Genomic DNA, 19,567 nt, shown 5'->3' with positions numbered 1-19,567 from the left:
ACTGCTTCTGTTTAGTGGGATATATGAACTGCGCTGCCTTCTTTCAAATTGATCTGGCCGGAGGTCACCACTACATCACCGGCACGAAGCCCTCCGAGAACCTGGATGTTTCCGTTCAGCTCTTTTCCGGTTTGAATTGCTTTCCGGTGTACAACACTGTCGGACACTATATATACCGAAGCGTTGCGTGTACTCTCTACCAATGCTTCGCGCGGAACCACCAGCATTTTTTCGGTAGTACTTTTTGAGAAGTCTACATATACAAATGTTCCGGAACGCAACAGCGAACGCTCGGTATTATCCATCATGATCTCTACACTATAATTGTGCGTTGCATCTGCCTGCGGGCTTATAAAGCTAACCTTCCCGGAAAATACTTTATCCGGATATACATCGCTTGTAATCTTTACCGGTTGTCCCTGCACCAACTGGTATACTTCGTTCTCCGTCAGGTTAACTGCTACTTTTGCTTTGGAAAGATTGATGACGGTTGCAATTTCGCCACCTCCATTTACATACATACCCTGCTCAGCAGATTTGACCGATATAATACCGCTGATCGGTGCTTTGATAGACGCATCGTCTATATTCTTTTTTACCTGGTTAACCTCGTTTATTGCATCCTGGTAATTTTTGCTGATCTCTGTTACTTTCTCTTGGGTAGCAGCTTTACCCAACCATAGTTCCGTATATATTTTCAGATCGTTTTCCAGCTTGGCGGCATTGGTCTCTGCTTTTTGCAGATCGAGTTGAAGTGTGCGTATATCCATTACCGCCAGCACTTGTCCTTCTTTTACATGGTCGCCCAGTTCGAAGCGAACCTGGCGGATCAAACCTCCGTTCAACGCCAGCGCTTTCACTTCTTTAAAGGGAGCAACGCTTCCGGTTTTAATCATGGTAAGCTCCTGCAACTGCTCTTGTGCTGTGGCAACTTTTACGGGTACACGTACCGTTGTTTCCGTTGACTTATTCTTCTTTTCGTCAATTTTCTTTTTGTTGGCTGAAAGCTTATAGGCGATCAGCACGATTATAAGGAAGCCAACGATGCTTATGACATATTTACTCTTCATATAAATTAATTATAGCGCCTGGTAAAAAGTTTTTAATGTTCCCCGTGCTTTTTCCAGATCGACCTTCGTCTGAAAAAAAGTATATAATGAATTGAGATAATTACTCTGCGATTCCTTCAATGTGTTCTGGGCTGTTAGCCACTCCGTTAGATCAGTGGTGCCTTTTTGATATTGAAGGTTAATAGCTTCGAATGAAGCTTTTGCCAATGCTATATTCTCTTTGTTTAGCGCCAGGTTCTGTTGCTCCTGCATGAACTTAACCTTTGCATTTTCCAGCTCCATCTGATATTTACTTTCCTGCAGCAACAGATTCTCATTTGCGCTTTGCCATTTATACCGCGCCTGCCGGATCTGTGCATGGCGTTTAAAATCAACAATCGGAATGGTGAGTTTTAACCCTATAGCAGAGTACGATGCCATGGAAGACCACGCCTGGTTCAGTTGATCGCCAAACCCTATACTGCCATAGCGGGCATACGCGGTAAGCTTAGGGTAAATCAGGTTTTTTAATCTGCGCTCATCGATCTCGTTTAACTTGGCAGTAGCCTGCAGGAGTTTGTAATCTGTAAGATTAACCACAGAAGTCTCATGCGGTATATCTGCAGCCGGAGTAATAAACTCGGTGGCCTCATTACCGGAAGATTTCACCTGCAACTGGTCATGCATGGGAAAACCCATTTCATATTTCAGTTTATTTTCAGATAACGTCAGGTTGGTTTCGGCTACTCTGATTTGAATGCGTGCATTGTTATAGTTTACTTTTATTTTCTCAAGATCTTTTGGCAGTGTTATACCTTTGTTTACCTGGTGCTCCGCGATCTGCATTTGCCCGCGATATGTTTCACTGGTAGCTTGCTGCTGGGCTAGTTGTTCGCGGTATACTGCTATCTGAAAGTAAGCCGTACTGATATTGTAAATGATGGTCTCTTCATTCTTGGTAACATTAAGCTCGGCCTGAAGTTTATTATACCGGTTGGCCTGAAGACCGGTGAGAATAGACTTGTCGAAGATGGTTTGATCCAACTGTGCCACCGGGTTAACCTGGTAACGTTTTGTAAACGCTACGCGGAGATCCGTAGGACTGAATACACCTGCAGGTATAACGGTCTCCTGAACTTTAATATTATCGTCCAGCGATCCGGTTAACGTTATGGTAGGCAGGTATGCAGCCAATGCTTCTTTCGCTTTTGCATCCGCCACTTCCTTATCATTGGCATACATAGCGCTGCTGTGATTATTCTTTAGCCCGTATTCAATACAGGACTTGAGTGTCCAAACCTCCTGTGCATATACCATACACGGAAGTATTAGTAGTATACTTAAGAAAAATACCCTGTTCATTCGTATCATGTTTTCTTCTCCGCTGAATGCAAGCCTATAATTGAAAATCCTGTTTAATCAATCTGTCAGAACTGGTAACTGATGCCGGTCTGGACTACAAATGATTTTTCGTGATAAGCGACATTCGTTCTCCGATGATTAAGATCATTGAATTTGTTTAATGATATTTTCTGATCGATATCAAAAGTTTCCAGTTTTTGCATAAGGGTATAACCCGCAGTAAGATTCAATTTCCAGCGTTGTCCAAGCTTTGCTTCGTAAAGGAGGCCGGCATTGTTTTGCCGTAAGTGTATATATTGTTCTTTCTCGGCTTCATTGAGCCGGTACATATTGTTACCGCCAATCCATACGGTAGCACCTAACGAGTGTATTTCCGATACTTTATACTTTAAGGTGGCGCGGGCAGGTAATATAGCCGTAAGGGTTAATCGTTTGTTGATGGTCCAATCGATGTCTATAATCGGTAGCAAAAATGTGCCGGAATAACCTTTTGTGTATGTCGGTGTGATACCATATTTAAATTTTCGATCTTGATGAAAACCGATTCTGACCCCCACGGTGTAAAGTATATCTTGTTCCTCGATGTCTTGTTTATAATCAGAGTTAACGGAAGTCGAACTGATCAGTGTGAGGTTTGTAGCACGCGTGATAGAATAACTGAAGAGTACCGGAATAGAGATGGAGTGGAAGGCATTACTTCCTATTTTTCGTTCATCCGAAAGTATAAGCCCCTGGTAGCGTATGCCAGCCTTTACGAGCACAGGATGTTTTGTTCTAAAATTTTTGTATACAGGAATACCAATATCTACCGTAGGCATTTGTATCGTGAACGTATTTCCATCAGCCTTTACAGGAATGAATGTGTTGGTTACGGTAACACCTCCTAGCCGTGGTGATGTAGTAATAAACTTTTTGTGTACGATGGTGTCAGCGCGTTGTGAACTCTGGCGATTGTCTTTCGCCTCACCCGATTGCGCAAAACACTCACCCGATAGTGCGAGCATAAACAACGCTGCTATTGCGCTTCTGAACATCTTCCTGTTTTCTATATTAGCTTCCATAAAAGGGTTAAATAATGGAAGCAAAAGAAGTATATATAGCCGCGTGGTAGGGGAGGATTATACGAAACCCGGTGCATTTTCTACCAAATCCGGATTCTGGAGAAATTTGTATAGTGCAGGAAGCGGAGTTCGTCTAATTTTGCATTTCCAAACGCTGGATGTTGATGCAAGGCTCTAAAGACACAACGATGACGGAAGATACTCAAAAACTAAGAAACAGTCATGTAATAAACCTTCTCATAGAAGATCGGCACAGGTTTTCGCGTCATGCTATATTTCTGCTGGGCTTGTTATCGATTCTGTCGGTATCCGATTTTTCAAACTCCTTTATAGGGGTCTATAGATATTACTGCATATTGACAACATACTTGACTTTTGTTGTGATGGTTTATATCAATATATATGTGCTGGTTCCATACTTTTTCTTTAAAAGCAAGTATATGCTATACCTGACGCTGTTGGTCATGTTGGTTGTTGCAGGGTTACAGGCTATCGGATATATTCTGAATGTATACTTTCTGGAATACCGTGTCGCTAACACACCGAGGCAAATACAAGGCGTTTATGAGGGCACGGTTATATCCATCAGCGTTATACTTGTTACTACTACGGTGAGGCTTTTACAGCGCTGGATGAAGGACAATGAACGTATTGCCGAGTTAAATAATCTTACCTTACGCATGGAATTGAACGAATTGAAAAACCAGATCAATCCACACTTCTTGTTTAATATGCTCAACAACGTAAAAGCATTGATCCGAACCGATCCCGAGAAGGCTTCTGTTGTCATTGTGAAACTGTCGGAATTCTTACGGTTTCAACTCTATGAAAATAATGAGGACAAAACATTGTTAACCTCCGAGATAAATTTTTTATCAAACTTTGTTAACCTTGAAAAGATCAGGAGGGATAATCTTTCTGTTTCGCTGGAGAGCAGCACTGATAAACGTGTATTGAATAGCGTTTTTGTGCCTCCTAACCTGTTTACAACATTCGTTGAAAACGCGATCAAGCATAGTGTAGACGTAACTGATGAAGACACTTATATCAATATCCGCATCGAGATTAAGGAACGGAGGTTGCATTTTACGTGTACTAATTCGGTAAGCAAGGTGTATCAGGTTGTGGATAAGAAGAACAGCGGTTTAGGACTTGTCAATATAAAAAGACGATTGGAGTTGTTATATAAAGATAAATATACTCTTGATATTGTTGATGATGATCGTGAATATACTGTAAATCTAACTATACCTGTATGACCTGTATAATTGTTGATGATGAACCGTTGGCCCGTGATGAAATGCAAGCGCTGATACAGGAAGTCTCGCAGCTTGAGATCATTGGGAAATTTTCGAATGCTGTGACTGCACTTGATTTTCTGAAAACGCAGGAAGTTGATCTTATTTTTCTGGACATTGAAATGCCGATGGTAACGGGATTGGAATTTGCCTAGCGTGTACCCAAACAAACTCTCATCATCTTTACTACAGCTTATTCGCAGTATGCTTTAAAAAGTTATGAATTGGATGCTGTGGATTACCTGCTGAAACCGATCGAGAAAGTGCGAGCAGAGAAAGCTATAAACAAGGCGATTACCTATAAGAAATTACTGACTGATCAAGCCCAAACCAATACGATTGAATCAAACGCGGAGGACCATTTGTTTATTAAAGCGGATCGTAAATACTACAAGGTATATTTTCGCGATATCCGGTTTATCGAAGGGCTAAAAGATTATGTTGTTATCCATACACAGAATCAGAAACTGTTCACGGCTATGAACTTAAAAACTATTCATCAAAAAATTCCTTCTCTTCTCTTTATGCGTGTGAGTAAATCCTATCTGGTTAATAGAAACTATATAGAATCATTCGATAATCATACTATATATGTTGGCGCTGTAGAAATTCCATTAGGAGAAACATATCGGAAGGATTTTTTTAGTAGCTATATGGGTTCTACTGCATCCACTGATGAGTAATGAATTAATGATCGTGCCATTCTAAGGTATTCAAATCAGAGGAAATCTTTCCTGTGATCAATATAGCTTGCTATAGATATAGTGAAATAATGAGATGTAGATTACCTTTGTAAGCCAATGAAATGGATCATATTATTTATTCTGTAATAATTGATGGCAGTTTGTTCGCGGTTAGTAATTCGGTTAGTGTTGGAAAGGGGAGTGGTTTAAGCGATTGTTATATAGTAACTCACAATTAGTAGTTGATTTCCGTCCAGACCAAAACAAACCTCTTCATTATCTTGATAGTTATTATACATGTCACCTCTGCGTAATCCAACTGTGCATTTTAGCAGGACTGTTTTATAATTTACAATTTAATACGCCCATAGGTGTACTCAAGATTAGCGGGTATGTAAGGCTTGCAGATACAACCACAGTTACTTGCGAATGCGGTTTCACAGGTAGAGTCGAATAGGGTAAGTTACACAGGAGAATCTTACTTTTCCTGTGTAATTTTTAATCTATCAGAGACGTCTTCTCTTGTTTCTGTTCTTTCTCTTTATCTCTCTCTCTCTCAGTGCAAGCCAGGTAATACGGTTACTCTCAATGGCGCTGAGTAGGCTGTGTGGCCAAATTTGTCCTTACCTCGAAGCCGAATCTCGTGTGTGGTAGCGGTTGCATTTGGACCAAGTTTGAGACAGACAGTAGTGTTTTGGTCAAAAGAGAGAACCTTCCATTGAAGATCGTTTCGGTTTGTCTCCCACCATTCAATAGTGGCAAAATCATGATCTTCTTCATCATAACCGAAGCCGGCAACGCGAAGACAGCCTTCACCATTTTCATTAGCACGCACAACTATATCATTAGTGATTGGTGTCGTGATTGACATATTGGGCGGGCCATCCAGCACCTTTTCCGTAATTTGAATCAGCCGGAAGTCATCAGCCGTTCCACCACAGATACCGGTATAATAGACATAAATGTAATGGGCGCCAGGCGTTAGTGTTCGGAAAATGCGTTGTCCCATACCCAGTTCGCCATCCCTCGATGATACCCATCGGACGTTTGACGCCACCAAGCCTCCAAGAGCTTTGTTCGGATCAAGGCCACCTACTTCCAACGTAACGGTTTGATTAGATGTAAAGGTCTGATGATTGGTAAGAGAGATGATTTCCACCCTCGGCATAAGGGCTTTGAAAGCATTAGCAACCGTCAGAACGATCTCGTTTGAACTTGTTGTAAGACCAATGCCATCCATCGCAGTGGCGGTGATGTGGTGCGTACCATCAGGTAACGAGCGTGTAAGGAAATTTCCTGAACCCAGTGGACCGGAAATGTCGCTTGTCCATGTGACCTGTGGTGGTCCGTTATCTGGGTCCACGACATTTGCAGAGAAATCAAAGGTCATCTCACAACTACCAAATTGTAGTGTCGGCTGAACACCAATTGTTATTTGTGGAGGCGTGCCACCAAGGGCTCGAATCACCGCGGAATATGCATTCGGCCAGCGCTCAACCTGGCCTGACTTTCCTTGATGGGCAGTTTCATATAAAATGCGTTCTACCCCTTCGTTGTCAAGGCCTGGATTGGCAGCCCATATTAGCGCGGCTACGCCAGCCACATAAGGTGAGGCTGCACTAGTTGCAGTAAATACATGTGGTAAGTTATCGTCATAGTCCCTTCCAACCCATAACGAGCCAGGCCCCCAAATATCCAATTCCTCGTCACCATAGTTGCTGTTATTTCGGCGGAACGGTACATCAGCTTTCATCGCCCCAACGGCAATAACCCCTCCATTTTCGGCTGGAGCCCACCAAGCAGACTCCCAACATATAATGAAACAATCTTCCTCGTTTATATCTTCCCCATCATTTCCAGCAGAAGCGAAAAGAAGTTTACCTGCTCCATGAGCCCGGAGGGTAGCAAGGTTGTACGGGATTATTGCCCACGTCAAGATTGCAGGTACTCGCGCAGTGAAACTCATGTTGATAATGTTGGCGCCACTAAAAAGGGCAAGTGTGATCGATTGGAGATTGTTAAATATATCCGCACTGCGGCGGATGGCAAGCAGTTTTCCCACAGGACCCGCTGGACCGGCCGCTCCAATGCCGTTATTAACCTGCCCCATGGCGGCATTGACAACGTTCCAGCCGTGCCATCTACAAACAGCACCACCTGTACACTCATTCTCGTTCGGTCCCGTAGGATCGAGCGCAGCAAACGATGCTTTATTAAACTCGTAGGGAGTCGGAAAATCTTCTCCGCTGCCAAATCCTCCATCGATCACAGCTATTTTTACCTTGTTCTTGAAAGCTCCAACCCGCTCAAGCACTTTCCACGCGCTCGTGACTCCTATATCAAAGTTGCCGCCTGACTTCATATAAGTCCAGTTAAAGGGATTGGGACTCCAATTCTCAACAAGCGCACCGCTCTCATTTATAATTTGATGTTTAGCGTCACCTCCAGGGTTTGGAAAAGCAGGGGCCTCAACAAGGTTTTCATCCTGAAACCCATCGGATGTAGTGAGGAAGTTTATACCTACTGGCTTACCCGTAATGGCGGTCTCAGCGCCCATTGCAATCAAACGCATGGCGGCCTCACTGCTCACCCTGATATCAGACCCTCCATTTGTGTTTAGCCCGGACAAATTATTTTTCAACTTGGATATATCCGCCACCTCCGTCTGAACACGAATTAGATATGTTGGACTCGCATCTATACCCACTGTTTTCGGACGGTCAACCGCAAGGACGGTGCCACGCCATTTTGCCAAAAAAGCATTTAGCTCACTCTCTGTTGCTAACTCGACCAACAACTCGTTCTCAACGAAGTCAACTTGTTTACCGGACTTGTCAGTGAGCGTTGCCAAGGGCCGAGGGGCACCATCTTGATAACGTGGTAATGGCTGGGAGCTTGGCTTCAATCTGGTATCGACCACGATTTGAAAGGACGGTGCAGTCTCTTCTTCTTTGGTTTCTCGCGGAGAGCAACTTTCGCAAAAGATGCCAACGCATGTAACAAAAAGATAGAGCGCATACCATGATAGGAGCGTAGTCTTTTTTTTGCAATTGACCAGCTTGGTTCTGAACCGTTGCTGATTTACCGAAGACAGCGCAGTGAAACGACTTGATGAATGGATTTTCATAGAATAAAAATTTAGGTGGGATGAAACAGTGACTGACAATAAATCATGTGTAGATAAATAAAATTGCAAGCAACATTTGCTGATGTATTCGCATAATCTCTGAGAGAGAATCAACTATTACACAACATACGATTGAGTTTTAAGTAATTAAAACTAACGAATTAAGAAGGGCTTGTCTATAACCCTTTGGGGTGATTTACCCAAACTTGAGATAACGCCATTCAAAAAAATGCTGCGATGGACAATACTATATAATTATATAATCGGCTATGAAAGACTATACCGTATAGTCAAGGAGATTCTGGTTGGATTCACGGCGATTGATAAAAAAATTACTCCCATATTCGCCTGTATATACCGGTCACCGTTGAGCCACCCGTACCGATCTAAATTGTATCAAACACAAGAGTATAAATACTGATGTCTGAAGTTTTTTTTGCTCGTCACACCAAAAAGTTGACCATTCATGTGGTGCGCGCTGTTGTAGATTTTGAATAAGGTCATTCTTGTTTTTAAAGTTACTATAGAACGCGTTTCTGAAAATATACTCATCAAGTGTTATTTAAAATGCTAATAGAAGATAGCACGTCATGGCGCTAGTAAAAAAACATCTGTACACTATAAGGAGTTGATTCTTTTATAAATATGTTGTGACCTTGATTTATAAATAAGATTTAGTAGTGTTGCTAGATTAACTTCTCATGAAGTCTTTATAATATACTACATACCATATTTCAACCGACTCGATGTATGCTTACTTTGAAACCAATACTAAAAAACGCTGACAACTACTGTCGACACGATCTGGTAATCCAGAGCGCGAAATATATATAGTGGTCAGATCGATAGCTATAGGTATATAAAAATTTCATAAAGACTCGGCATTTCTAAAGAACCGCGCGTAACCAAACTAACATTAAAACTATACTATAAATGAAAAACAAGAAAATTTTTTACTGGCTGTGCTGGTTGCGGGCTGCGACAATGAATTGATCAAGCCGGATGTTACGGTTGAATCCGAACAGGAAATAACAGGCATCCGTAGTGCTGCACGCGCTGCGTAGTAGGCGGTCCGGAACGTGTGGCTGAAAAATTACTGCGCCATAGTGAATCTCAATACTGAGTCTGCAACTCACCTTGATTAATAATTATAAATACTTGAATATCAATCTATTGATTATGTTGTGACAGAACAATAATGATTAGACATGTAAATTAACTCGTCATCATATCGGTGGATATTTTATAAATTGCTGGGATTATCTTATCCAGAAAGAGCAATGCATAAAAAGCTGATCGAATACGTCAATAATCACACGGCTTCGCCAATTACAAACGAAGAAGAAGCAATGATTGTGGCTGCCTTTCAACCCAAAAAACTCAGAAAAAAGCAATATTTTTTGCAGGAAGGAGAAGTGTGCAAGAACACTGGTTTTATCATAAAAGGCGCTATGCGACAATATAGTGTAGATGCCAAAGGTGTTTGAGCATATTGTACATCTCTACATTGAAAATTATTGGGCAACCGACCGCGAAAGTTCCATTATGCTTACGCCTTCGAGATATAATATTGATGCTTGGGAAGAGACCGAACTGCTCATTATTTCAAGAGCTGATATGTTGGATCTGATAAAAAAAATACCTTCCTGGCTAGAAATGATACGCTTAATGGATGAAAGGTTTGCCATTGCCAATAACCGAAGATTAAATTCCACCATCAGCAACACAGCAGAAAAACGCTACGAAGAATTTGCGGAAAACAACCCACAATTTATTTTGCGATTTCCTCAGCACATTATTGCTTCTTACCTAGGCGTAACGAAAGAAACGTTAAGCAGGATTAGAAAGCAAGCAATGAAATAAACAGCTTTGGCACGGTAAGGAAGATCATTATTAATTTTTTCAAAAGCGTTGACATTTACCAACGCTTTTTTTTATCCTTTCTCATCGTTACTGCGTTCGATGATGGTGCAATTTCGTGTCGTCAAATCACCGTGATCAGTATCGAAACTATATCATTATTTTATTTCAAAAACATTTATAAAAGATTACTCGTAGCCCTTGCGGAAACAGTGCTTGCCCATGCACTTAAGGGATCCCATTTCGCATGCATATTTGTTATAACGAGAACATTACTTCTTTCTCGATGCCTTGGAAAATGTAAGATACTGGCAAAAGACAATCGTTTAACAAGGGAAGAAGCACTTCGATTATTCACATACAGACCGACATGGTTTCAGCAAACTGAAAATGAAATGGGAAGATTGTTCCGGGCAATCTGGCCGATTTGCTTTATTAAGTTCAGATTACTTTACTATACCTGAGGATGAAATAAAAAAACATCAATTCGGTATTGACAGTGGAAGGTAGAGTTGTATTCGGTAAAGGAAAGTACAGCAGCCTAGCTTCCGAATTACCGGTGATAGTCCCTTCGTGGTCGCCAATAAAGTATTTCGGTTACTACAAAGAGAATTGACATCTAAAAACAGAATAACGAATTACTACAAGGAGCATTTTTTAAACCGTTGATATTTATCAACGGTTTTTTTTATCATATCTCACCGTGTTAAGATCTGTTGTTGAAGCAATTTTACATCAACCAAATAAGTATAACTTTTTAAAAAAATTATGAAAAAATTAGTGAATTCGTCAGTTCTAAAGGTGCTATCGATTATACTCTTTGTGTGCCTAAATTTCACAGTAACAAATGCTCAGCAAAAGAAAACAACGCTAATCAATCCAGATGATGCTGTTTTTTTATTTGTCGACCATCAAAGTGGTTTGGTTCAAACTGTTCACAGTATGCCAGTTGGTGAATTAAGAAGAAATCTTTCCGCTCTTGCAAAAGCATCCCAATTGTTGCGTATCCCTGCCATTTATACTGCATCCGTTCCAACAGGACCAAATGGTCCCACACTGCCCGAGGTAAAAGACAATGCCCCAAATGCAAAGTATGTTAACCGAGAGGGAGAAATTAATGCCTGGGATAGCAAGGAATTCGTTAATGCAGTTAAAGCTACAGGTAAGAAGACACTCATTATCTCCGGTATGTGGACCAGCGTATGTGTAGTCTATCCTGCTCTGTCTGCCCTTGGAGAAGGCTATACTGTTTATGCAGTTGCAGATGCCAGCGGAGATATTACACCTGAAGCACATAACCTGGCTATGCTCCGCTTAACCGAGGCAGGTGCTATCCCGATAACCGTGGGTGCCATGCTTCCAGAATTGATGAAAGACTGGAGAAGGAAAGAAGCCGGAGATTTTGCAAAAATTCTGGCAGAATTGGTGCCTAATTTCCAGGCTGTTATTGAACAATACTATAAAGCCCAGGAAGTTGCGAAATCACAAAAATAATTACGCGGCCCCTGTATTCTAATGATACATTAAATACCAGGTCAATAAGAATGGTTGCTCATAAAAAAGCAACCATTTTTTTAAACCGCTATTCTAATTTATATAATACGGCTTAAGGCCGATACCAATTTTTAGCAATTTCAATACTAAGTCCAATTGGACACCGAATTCACCTGCAGGAAGGAGAATAACCATTGTCCATTATGCATCTAGTAGCAGGTTCTACTATTTATATTTTAATAAGAAGAGCTGATAATGAAACAAAAAACTAAAAAATTATAAATAGAAAAATAAACTTACGAAAGCGAAAATCTTTGATGCAAATAAGTAGGTGAGCGAAATTGCTTATGAGCTTGGATTCAAGTACCCGCAGCACTTTACACGAGTCTTTAAGCAACACACCGGGGTTACGGCAAGAGTATAGGAGTTCGATGAATTAAGTGTGGTCTGATACACCGAGTTTTGTTAAGTGCGTCAACCTTTGTCTGTCATATCACTCAGTTGACACTATGGGCTTGTGTCCCAATAATTTTGAAACGAACCTACCTGCGATGGCTAAAAAAATACGCTTCGAGTCTCTACGTAAATTATGTAATTTAAGATAGTGTTTTGAAAGCCAATCACTCCATCTCCTGCTTGTCAAGAACTATATATACTCATTGCAAGAAATTATAGTATATCAGTGGATTATGGTGCGGGGAGAATAACGTTATGACTCGCTATCGGATTTCTTTTTTTACGAATGTCCATAGTGAGAGACTTCGGGAAAGGAACCGGACTTACTTTATCCGTTGCAGACGGATCGGTATGAAGCAAAGCGAAACCCTGAAGGGAACCGTTCTCGGTGATGAGCAGCCAGTCGAGCTCCATTGAGAACGAGTCTTGTTGTAAATTACGAATCTCGCCTGCGAATGCACTGTAACATGTACCGTCAACGAGGGGATGTATCCAATCAACTATAAACGTTATCTTTGTGCCAGCTCCATCGGCAGCATGAAGTCCATGGAAAAGAAAAGCACTTTGACTTGACTCAACTGTCAAAGTACCGGTAAGATTGCCGGTTTCATTGAGTTGGAAGGTTATCGAATAATTCGTGTGAAAGTAGGTTTTATTAAACATGGCTATCAACTTTTGAATAATTAAGATAAAATTATTCAATTCTAAAAATCATGTTGCAACGGTTTATTAATTTTGATTTTGGTGTATATATGGCAAGCGTGAAAGGACTAGAAAAACAAATTACGATTCTAAAGGAACTGAAGGAGTATATTATCCCTTTGACAAAAGAGGAATTTGAATTGTTGGAAAGCAACATCCTTCAACATGGCTGCCGTGATCCGCTTGTGGTATGGCCCCGGGAGAATTCCTTTTTTTTAGTCGATGGGCACAATCGATTTAAAATTTGCCAGAAGCACAATATTGACTTCAAAATCAAAAAGATAGATTTCGAAACCATTGACACAGCCAAGGTATGGATGATTGACAACCAGATGGGGCGTAGAAATCTGACTCCTGATCAGCTCAGCTACTATCGTGGTGTGAAATACAATTCGCTGAAGAATAAAAAGGGAGGCTATGAGAACGTACGATCGAAAGGTCAAAGTGAACTTTCGACCTCCGAACGTATAGCCGAAAAGTTTAACGTAAGTGAAAGCACTATCAAGCGGGATGCGAAATTCGCAGAAGGGCTCAACATCATCAGCCGTGGTAATCCCAAGTTGAAAACAGAAATTTTAAGCGGCACTGTCAAGGCAAAGCGTTCCGATATTCAGATCCTCCCAGATGCGCCGTATGCAGATAAAATCCTTATAAAAAGTGAAGCGGACCTGGCCGTGAAGGCAAAGAAAATTCGTGCTGATATATTGGATGAATACGAAAAAAAGGCTTCTCGGCTTAGCCAGACCAAAACAACCAAAGCACAAGAGGAAGATGCAGAGCCGGTATTTTTAGATAAGGACGACCGTGTGCGTAAGCTTAAAGCCAAGATCATCTCGGCCATTAATCGCGCAATACGAGACAAAGATGAGACTGCAATTAAGGAGCTCCGGAAATTAATTGACAAGCTCTCAGCCGAGATTCACTAGACTATAGGTCCTCAAGAAATTTTTCCATTTCGTAAACCATGTGAAGGATGCTTTCCTTTGCCTGGTATGTATGCTTCTCATAGGGAAATAGCACCAGCCGGGCCGTTCCTCCATTACTCTTGATGGCGTGAAAGTAACGCTCGCTCTGAAGCGGCGCGGTCCCCGGATTGTCATCACAAGCGCCGTGCAACAGAAGAAGCGGTCCCTTCAAGAGGTGTGCATAGTTGAAGGGTGAGATGCGGTGATAAACGTGGTCCGCCTGCCAGAGAGTTCGCTCCTCATTTTGGAATCCAAACGGTGTGAGGGTGCGATTGTAGGCACCGCTGCGAGCGATGCCTCGTTTAAAGAGTGTCGAGTGAGTCATCAGGTTGGCCACCATGAAGGCTCCATAGCTGTGGCCGCCAATGGCTACCCGGTTCATATCGATCAAGCCAGCCGCAGCCGCGGTGGCTAACACAGCCTCCGCGTTCATAATCAATTGTTCAATGAAGGTATCGTTGGCAGGGCCCGACTCGGTGTCAACAATGGGGAAGGGGATGCGCTCCAGTACAGCATATCCTTTCAGCACCCAGGGACGAAGGCTATCCCAGCTTACCCGTGGAAATGTATTGGTCGAAGACTGAGCATGCTCAGCATTTCGTTTGTCTTTGAAATCCTGAGGATAGGCCCATACCAGGCAAGGCAACGGCGCATCACCCACTTGAAATCCTGCCGGCAGGTAGATATCTGCCAACAAGGATATTCCGTCTTGTCGCCGGTAATGCAAGCGCTCTTTTCGAATGGATTCAAATGCTCTGAAAGGATTGGGAAACTTGGTGAGGTATCGTTCATGCTTGCTTTGTAAATTCACTTCAACCAGGTTCGGATAGTGCGTCGGGGATTCGCGTGAGATAAGAATGATTTCCCGCTCAGCATCCAGCATTGTGATAACCTGTTCATGAAAATTTTCACGACTTGTCCAGAGCGTTTGAATGGAGCCATCGCGTAAGGAAAGCTTGTTTAAAAAACTGATCTTCACTTTCTCCATGGGCAGGACCCGCTCACCGGTCAAGTATATATATTCACGATCATGTGTGTAGAGTATGGGCGTTCCAAATTGCTTTGGAAATGTCATTGGTTTACCGGGATCCGATACCGGATCTTCGAACGAACGCTCCAGCAGTAATTGTTTTGTAATTCGACCCGCCTCCGTTGTCAAAGTATAAATATTCATTTTTCGGTTCTCCCACCACCACTCATATATAAACGCGTAAGGTGAATCCCCCCAGTATACCTGGCCATATCGCAAGGGTAGATTGCAAATACACCGCGTAGTGCCACCGCTCGCATCCCGTTCGAACAAGGCGTCGCGGATCGCTACATCCCGGCCGGGCTCGCCATCATCCTGGGCTTCCACCCAGCAGAGTGTGGCCGCTCGATTGCCGCGCCAGTGATGGTGGCGTGGAAAGGGAGAGACAGCACTGAAATTAGAAGACTCCGTCTCCTGTAGTGGTAAGGTATGGACTGGTTCTTCCTGGTCAGAGTCAATGTGAAATATACTTACCTGTTGGGGAAACAACCCATGCGGAACACTGTGAGAATAGGGGCGTATAATTTTTCGCATGAGAATATACCTGGCATCGGGCGAGATTGCATAGGAGGCATATGTAGCCTGCGCGCCGAGTTTGCGCGCAGGCCCATCGAGCGAGTATACCATCATTTGAGACATTGTATAAAATTCAAAGAGTGATTCCTCATGTCGGTTTCGTAACAGATTCGGAAAAGTCCTGCTGTTAGATTTTTTGCCATGGTCTGTATCGAAGATAGTCGGTTCTGCATTGGCCACTGGTGCTGTGGTGTTAACCGAATCGGGCAGGGCGGGAGTCAGCACGAGCAGGTGTGTATTGTTGAGCCACGCATAGCCCGATGTCAGTATAGTATGCACCGGGTGCAGCGATAGGAGACTGGCGGTCATGGTTTGAAGATCCACGATCCAAAGTTGTACCTGTACCGGGGTTGTATGCTGAAAGGCCAACCGTTTGCTATCCGGCGAGAATGCTATATTGTTTGCTTTTAGTGCTTGCGGAAGCGAAGCAATTTGAAATTCCTCCAGGCTTTCCATGTGCCTTATGGCAAACCAAGTAAACACCTGCTGCCGGCTTTTTGAAAAATTGTCGGGGTTAATACTCAACCCGGCCAGTGTTAATTCAGGGCCCGTCATGTCGTCAATGGATATATAGGTAGAGCACGCCAGTATTACAAGCCATTGTTTGTCTGGAGAGAGTAGGTATTTCCGGCTCACTGAACTTTCGTATAATTCCGATAGCACCGGCGAAGGTTTCTGATACGCCATAGGTATATCCAGTTATATTTTTTTTAAATATAAATATTTGCACGCGTTGTTTTTTTACTATATTCATGTCCATATCCACGTTACTCCCCGGCAGATATAGTTTATATATATATAGTAATAGGGTAAATATATCCTAATCCTTTCGTTGATATACTTCCGGTGTTTGAACGTATATAGTGTTCCATCGTTAAACCTTTTCCTATGAATGAAAAGCTGGACTTCTCATGGCTGTTACGGCCATTCCACGTTACAGATTTTTTTCAGAATTATCTGGAGCGAAAACCCCTGGTGATTAGGCGTGGCGATACCCGGTACTTTCAAGACATACTTACCCTGGATGATATTGATTTTATCGTCAGTCGGATGCATGCGCTCGGTAGTTATGACGTGCGTATGGCGGCAGCGGATAAAGTGATATTTGAAAAACAATATGCCAGTATGAGCCGCGTGCAAAATGTCGAAGTCAAATCGCACTTGAACACGGCAAAGGTACTGGAGTTGTTTACCAAGCATGGGGCCACTATTATTATTGAACAGATTTCCAACGTGTGGCCGTCTATTGCCCGGTTGTCTGATGCCGTTAATGAAAGTATGAGTTGCTCTTCCGGGGCAAACATCTATATATCTCCGGCCGAATCGCAGGGGTTTGAAGCACACTATGATACCCATGATGTTTTTATCCTGCAAGTTCACGGAAGTAAACGTTGGAAGATATATGAGAATCCGGTATATCTGCCATTGGGGAGCCAGCCCAGTATACCGTATAGCGGAGAACAAGCTGTGCCTTCGGTCGAACTGGATTTGCAAGCCGGAGACCTGATCTACATGCCCCGGGGCTTCGTCCACGAAGCCATGACTAATCAGGAAATCTCAGCCCATATCACCCTGGGTATTTATGGAACCACATGGACCCGACTGATTTTGGATAGCATTACTAAACTGGCCGGACAACGCGAGGTGTTTCGAAGCGGATTCTTTGCCGATGGCTATAAAGGAAATGTAGACAAGGAGGAGATTCTCAACGCCATCAGGCAGGAGATCAATCAGGCGCTTACCCTTGAAAATATTTCTTTGTTAAGTAACAAGTATAGGCCTAATAAAAACGGAAGCCTTTCGTTTAAGACTATTGCAGGACAGCACCCAGTTGCTGTCGAAAGTTCAAAATGATCTTTTGATTTTTATGTAACACGCAATCGGAATGGTTGCCCGCACGCAGACCACGTTTTTGAAATTCAATTGAGTTACAACATTATAGCTATATACCCATGAAGCACCTGGATCTGGCAAGTCTATTGCACCCGATAGTGCCCGAAGACTTCTATCACCATTATTTTGATGTATTTCCGCTTCATATTGCACGGGAGGATGAGCAGTATTATAGCGGTTATATAGATGATATGACCGTCTCCTCGCTATTAACCGATTTCTATGATTCTCCATTGCTATCCATCCGGTTGATACATCCCACCAACAAACTGGGAGAAGATCAATATATAGACTATAGTCACACGGGAAATGTCATCATTCGCAATGGAGTTAAGCTGCCTGAGATTGAAAGATTATTTCATCAAAAGAAAGCAACCATCGTAGTAGAGAACCTGGATCGTTTTATGAATTGGACAAACGATCTTTCTGTAGACGTCAGCAACATACTGCAATGCGTTTGCGAGAGCAGACTTCGCATCATGCCCGCGGGAGGAGAAAGTTTTGCGCCAGCCTATGAGGTATTTGACCGTTTTATACTTCAGACCAACGGCAGGGTACCCGTTAAAGTTTATGGCCCGCTCGTCCACCAGCCAATGGCATCCCAGGCGGGTAAGCCCTTTCTGCGGGATAGCAGTGAATTGCTGTTGGACGCAGTTCTGGAAACGGGAGATTTTCTCTATGTACCTAGGGGCTTCATTCTGGAAACAGGGGGCGCCGAACAACCCGCAGCGCAAATTGTGATGGATGTATTCAACACGACCTGGGCAAAGGTGATCGCCAGTGCATTGCAAGTGTGGGCGCAGGAAATTGACGTTTTGCGCGAAGGATTTTATCAGGCTCACATGCGGGGCGAGAAAAGCCTGCAACTGAAGTCCGAGCAGTTGGCTGAGCAATTGTGCGAGCAGGTTATAAAGCTGGAAGCGTATCCACTGCGAAAAGTTATTGCGCGACAGTCACGCATAACACTGGCTCATCGGCTAGGAGAATCCCTATAGAAGGAGCTATATATATATCGAAAATAAAGACCAGATATTATGAATTTAGAATGGTTGATACACCCTGTGTCAAAGGAGACTTTTGTAGAAGAGTACCTGGAAAAGAAACCTCTTGTTGTAAAACGAAACGATCCGCATTACTTCAACAGGCTTATGAGCCTGGAGGATATCGATGTTGTGCTTGAGCGCGGGAGTATATCCGGACGTGTGGAGATAACCATGCCCAACGCGCAGAAGAAAATTCCTGCCGCAGAGTATCTGAACTCACAGCACTCAAAAAATGTGGTTATTCGAAAGGGCTTTAATGTTTCCAAGATGGAACAACTCTATATGCAGGAAAAAGCCACCATTCTCATTAACGCCAGTCAGTATGAGTGGCCTGCACTGGAGCGTCTTTTGGAAACAATCAATAATGATCTGAAGACTACCTCGGGGGCCAATATTTTTATTACTCCTGCGCAAGCCCAATGTTTCCCAGCACATTTTGACGAGCATGATCTGTTTATTATTCAGATCGCTGGAAAAAAACGCTGGCGTATTTACGAGAGCGCATTGTATCTTCCCACGCAACCGCAAGGTGGCCGGGTGTTCGACTTTTCGAAGCTGAACCTTCTCTACGATCTGGATATAGAAGCTGGAGATATAGTATACTTTCCTCGCGGGTTCGTTCACGAGGTGATCACTACCGATAGCATGTCTGCCCACATCACACTGGGATGCATGCATACCACGTGGCTTTCCGTTGTCGCGGCGTACATTCGGCAGCTCGCGGAAGAAGAACCGCTGTTACGAGGAGCCTATATGAAAGATATATTGTGCCAGGGCGAGGCCCGCAAAAAAATCATCGAATGCCTCAAACAAAAATTCACACACAACTTACCATTGGATGTTCTCGCCAAGATCAAACCGGCAGATGCTGAGCGGTCGCCTGTCCGGGCAACCTTCCAATTTACGAAACACGATTTGGTAAACTCTGAAAGACTATAATAGCGCTGTTATAGTATAAATAAATGTTT

The 19,567-nt window shown here is 42.9% G+C and carries 16 protein-coding genes and 2 pseudogenes; 11 read left to right on the top strand and 7 right to left on the bottom strand.

Annotated elements, in window-relative coordinates; all coding sequences use genetic code 11:
- Window positions 1-11 precede the first annotated feature (11 nt).
- The 3 genes from B5Y40_RS21895 to B5Y40_RS21885 form a co-directional block, all read right to left on the bottom strand.
- The gene (locus tag B5Y40_RS21895) at window positions 12-1,070 is read right to left on the bottom strand and encodes an efflux RND transporter periplasmic adaptor subunit (RefSeq protein ID WP_079688968.1); all 1,059 of its coding nucleotides are present in this window, start codon (window positions 1,068-1,070) and stop codon (window positions 12-14) included.
- A 9-nt stretch (window positions 1,071-1,079) separates the two neighbouring features.
- Window positions 1,080-2,411, bottom strand: a complete 1,332-nt coding sequence (locus B5Y40_RS21890) for a TolC family protein (protein WP_079689301.1) — start codon at window positions 2,409-2,411, stop codon at window positions 1,080-1,082.
- Window positions 2,412-2,476: 65 nt separating this feature from the next.
- Complete coding sequence (locus B5Y40_RS21885) at window positions 2,477-3,472, bottom strand: DUF6268 family outer membrane beta-barrel protein (RefSeq protein ID WP_079688967.1); 996 nt, start codon at window positions 3,470-3,472, stop codon at window positions 2,477-2,479.
- 164 nt (window positions 3,473-3,636) lie between these two features.
- Between B5Y40_RS21885 and B5Y40_RS21880 the strand changes: the two genes are divergently transcribed.
- From B5Y40_RS21880 to B5Y40_RS29840, 3 genes are all read left to right on the top strand, one after another.
- Window positions 3,637-4,731 (top strand): sensor histidine kinase, encoded by a 1,095-nt coding sequence (locus tag B5Y40_RS21880; RefSeq protein WP_221408974.1) that lies wholly within the window; start codon window positions 3,637-3,639, stop codon window positions 4,729-4,731.
- Window positions 4,728-4,925, top strand: a complete 198-nt coding sequence (locus B5Y40_RS29845) for a LytR/AlgR family response regulator transcription factor (RefSeq protein WP_221408973.1) — start codon at window positions 4,728-4,730, stop codon at window positions 4,923-4,925. The genes B5Y40_RS21880 and B5Y40_RS29845 overlap by 4 nt, the downstream gene beginning before the upstream one ends.
- Before the next feature lie 78 nt (window positions 4,926-5,003).
- The gene (locus B5Y40_RS29840; protein WP_245840727.1) at window positions 5,004-5,453 is read left to right on the top strand and encodes a LytR/AlgR family response regulator transcription factor; all 450 of its coding nucleotides are present in this window, start codon (window positions 5,004-5,006) and stop codon (window positions 5,451-5,453) included.
- 556 nt (window positions 5,454-6,009) lie between these two features.
- Here B5Y40_RS29840 and B5Y40_RS21870 read toward each other — a convergent pair.
- Both B5Y40_RS21870 and B5Y40_RS30135 read right to left on the bottom strand, forming a co-directional pair.
- Window positions 6,010-8,010: a S8 family peptidase gene (locus B5Y40_RS21870; RefSeq protein WP_159453775.1), complete on the bottom strand. Its 2,001-nt coding sequence runs from the start codon at window positions 8,008-8,010 to the stop codon at window positions 6,010-6,012.
- Between the two features lie 84 nt (window positions 8,011-8,094).
- A pseudogene (locus B5Y40_RS30135) lies at window positions 8,095-8,580 on the bottom strand (S8 family serine peptidase); the annotation flags it as partial.
- A 1,280-nt stretch (window positions 8,581-9,860) separates the two neighbouring features.
- On the opposite strand from B5Y40_RS30135, the gene B5Y40_RS29835 reads away from it, so the two are divergent.
- The 4 genes and pseudogenes from B5Y40_RS29835 to B5Y40_RS29435 all read left to right on the top strand — a co-directional run.
- On the top strand, window positions 9,861-10,067 hold the full coding sequence (locus tag B5Y40_RS29835; protein ID WP_221408971.1) for a cyclic nucleotide-binding domain-containing protein: 207 nt from the start codon (window positions 9,861-9,863) through the stop codon (window positions 10,065-10,067).
- The gene (locus B5Y40_RS21865) at window positions 10,051-10,443 is read left to right on the top strand and encodes a Crp/Fnr family transcriptional regulator (protein WP_221408970.1); all 393 of its coding nucleotides are present in this window, start codon (window positions 10,051-10,053) and stop codon (window positions 10,441-10,443) included. Before B5Y40_RS29835 ends, B5Y40_RS21865 begins: the two co-directional genes overlap by 17 nt.
- Before the next feature lie 765 nt (window positions 10,444-11,208).
- Window positions 11,209-11,934: an isochorismatase family protein gene (locus B5Y40_RS21860; RefSeq protein ID WP_079688965.1), complete on the top strand. Its 726-nt coding sequence runs from the start codon at window positions 11,209-11,211 to the stop codon at window positions 11,932-11,934.
- Between the two features lie 325 nt (window positions 11,935-12,259).
- Window positions 12,260-12,374: pseudogene (locus B5Y40_RS29435) on the top strand (helix-turn-helix domain-containing protein); the annotation flags it as partial.
- Between the two features lie 247 nt (window positions 12,375-12,621).
- Here the strand turns inward: B5Y40_RS29435 and B5Y40_RS21855 are convergent.
- Entirely contained in the window at window positions 12,622-13,053 is a 432-nt protein-coding gene (locus tag B5Y40_RS21855) for a hypothetical protein (RefSeq protein WP_079688964.1), read from the bottom strand.
- Window positions 13,054-13,103: 50 nt separating this feature from the next.
- On the opposite strand from B5Y40_RS21855, the gene B5Y40_RS21850 reads away from it, so the two are divergent.
- On the top strand, window positions 13,104-14,018 hold the full coding sequence (locus B5Y40_RS21850) for a ParB N-terminal domain-containing protein (protein ID WP_079688963.1): 915 nt from the start codon (window positions 13,104-13,106) through the stop codon (window positions 14,016-14,018).
- A gap of 1 nt (window position 14,019) precedes the next feature.
- Here the strand turns inward: B5Y40_RS21850 and B5Y40_RS21845 are convergent, their stop codons facing one another.
- A complete protein-coding gene (locus B5Y40_RS21845) occupies window positions 14,020-16,350 on the bottom strand; it encodes an alpha/beta hydrolase family protein (protein WP_079688962.1) in 2,331 nt (776 codons plus the stop codon).
- A gap of 201 nt (window positions 16,351-16,551) precedes the next feature.
- On the opposite strand from B5Y40_RS21845, the gene B5Y40_RS21840 reads away from it, so the two are divergent.
- The 3 genes from B5Y40_RS21840 (at window position 16,552) to B5Y40_RS21830 (ending at window position 19,538) form a co-directional block, all read left to right on the top strand.
- Entirely contained in the window at window positions 16,552-17,517 is a 966-nt protein-coding gene (locus tag B5Y40_RS21840; protein WP_079688961.1) for a cupin domain-containing protein, read from the top strand.
- 98 nt (window positions 17,518-17,615) lie between these two features.
- On the top strand, window positions 17,616-18,551 hold the full coding sequence (locus B5Y40_RS21835) for a JmjC domain-containing protein (protein ID WP_079688960.1): 936 nt from the start codon (window positions 17,616-17,618) through the stop codon (window positions 18,549-18,551).
- 39 nt (window positions 18,552-18,590) lie between these two features.
- Window positions 18,591-19,538 carry a JmjC domain-containing protein gene (locus tag B5Y40_RS21830; protein WP_079688959.1) on the top strand — a complete coding sequence of 316 codons (948 nt, stop codon included), beginning with the start codon at window positions 18,591-18,593 and terminating at the stop codon, window positions 19,536-19,538.
- Window positions 19,539-19,567 lie beyond the last annotated feature (29 nt).

This window comes from Ohtaekwangia koreensis (assembly GCF_900167975.1).
Classification (GTDB): Bacteria; Bacteroidota; Bacteroidia; order Cytophagales; family Cyclobacteriaceae; genus Ohtaekwangia; species Ohtaekwangia koreensis.
This window is presented reverse-complemented; position numbering and strand designations above follow the sequence as displayed.

Coding starts and splice junctions, on each gene's coding strand:
- B5Y40_RS21885 (WP_079688967.1), bottom strand. CDS start 3,472: ATGGAAGCTAATATAGAAAACAGGAAGATGTTCAGAAGCGCAATAGCA.
- B5Y40_RS21830 (WP_079688959.1), top strand. CDS start 18,591: ATGAATTTAGAATGGTTGATACACCCTGTGTCAAAGGAGACTTTTGTA.
- B5Y40_RS21860 (WP_079688965.1), top strand. CDS start 11,209: ATGAAAAAATTAGTGAATTCGTCAGTTCTAAAGGTGCTATCGATTATA.
- B5Y40_RS21880 (WP_221408974.1), top strand. CDS start 3,637: ATGCAAGGCTCTAAAGACACAACGATGACGGAAGATACTCAAAAACTA.
- B5Y40_RS29845 (WP_221408973.1), top strand. CDS start 4,728: ATGACCTGTATAATTGTTGATGATGAACCGTTGGCCCGTGATGAAATG.
- B5Y40_RS21890 (WP_079689301.1), bottom strand. CDS start 2,411: ATGAACAGGGTATTTTTCTTAAGTATACTACTAATACTTCCGTGTATG.
- B5Y40_RS21895 (WP_079688968.1), bottom strand. CDS start 1,070: ATGAAGAGTAAATATGTCATAAGCATCGTTGGCTTCCTTATAATCGTG.
- B5Y40_RS21845 (WP_079688962.1), bottom strand. CDS start 16,350: ATGGCGTATCAGAAACCTTCGCCGGTGCTATCGGAATTATACGAAAGT.
- B5Y40_RS21840 (WP_079688961.1), top strand. CDS start 16,552: ATGAATGAAAAGCTGGACTTCTCATGGCTGTTACGGCCATTCCACGTT.
- B5Y40_RS29835 (WP_221408971.1), top strand. CDS start 9,861: ATGCATAAAAAGCTGATCGAATACGTCAATAATCACACGGCTTCGCCA.
- B5Y40_RS21855 (WP_079688964.1), bottom strand. CDS start 13,053: ATGTTTAATAAAACCTACTTTCACACGAATTATTCGATAACCTTCCAA.
- B5Y40_RS21870 (WP_159453775.1), bottom strand. CDS start 8,010: ATGGGCGCTGAGACCGCCATTACGGGTAAGCCAGTAGGTATAAACTTC.
- B5Y40_RS21835 (WP_079688960.1), top strand. CDS start 17,616: ATGAAGCACCTGGATCTGGCAAGTCTATTGCACCCGATAGTGCCCGAA.
- B5Y40_RS21865 (WP_221408970.1), top strand. CDS start 10,051: ATGCCAAAGGTGTTTGAGCATATTGTACATCTCTACATTGAAAATTAT.
- B5Y40_RS21850 (WP_079688963.1), top strand. CDS start 13,104: ATGTTGCAACGGTTTATTAATTTTGATTTTGGTGTATATATGGCAAGC.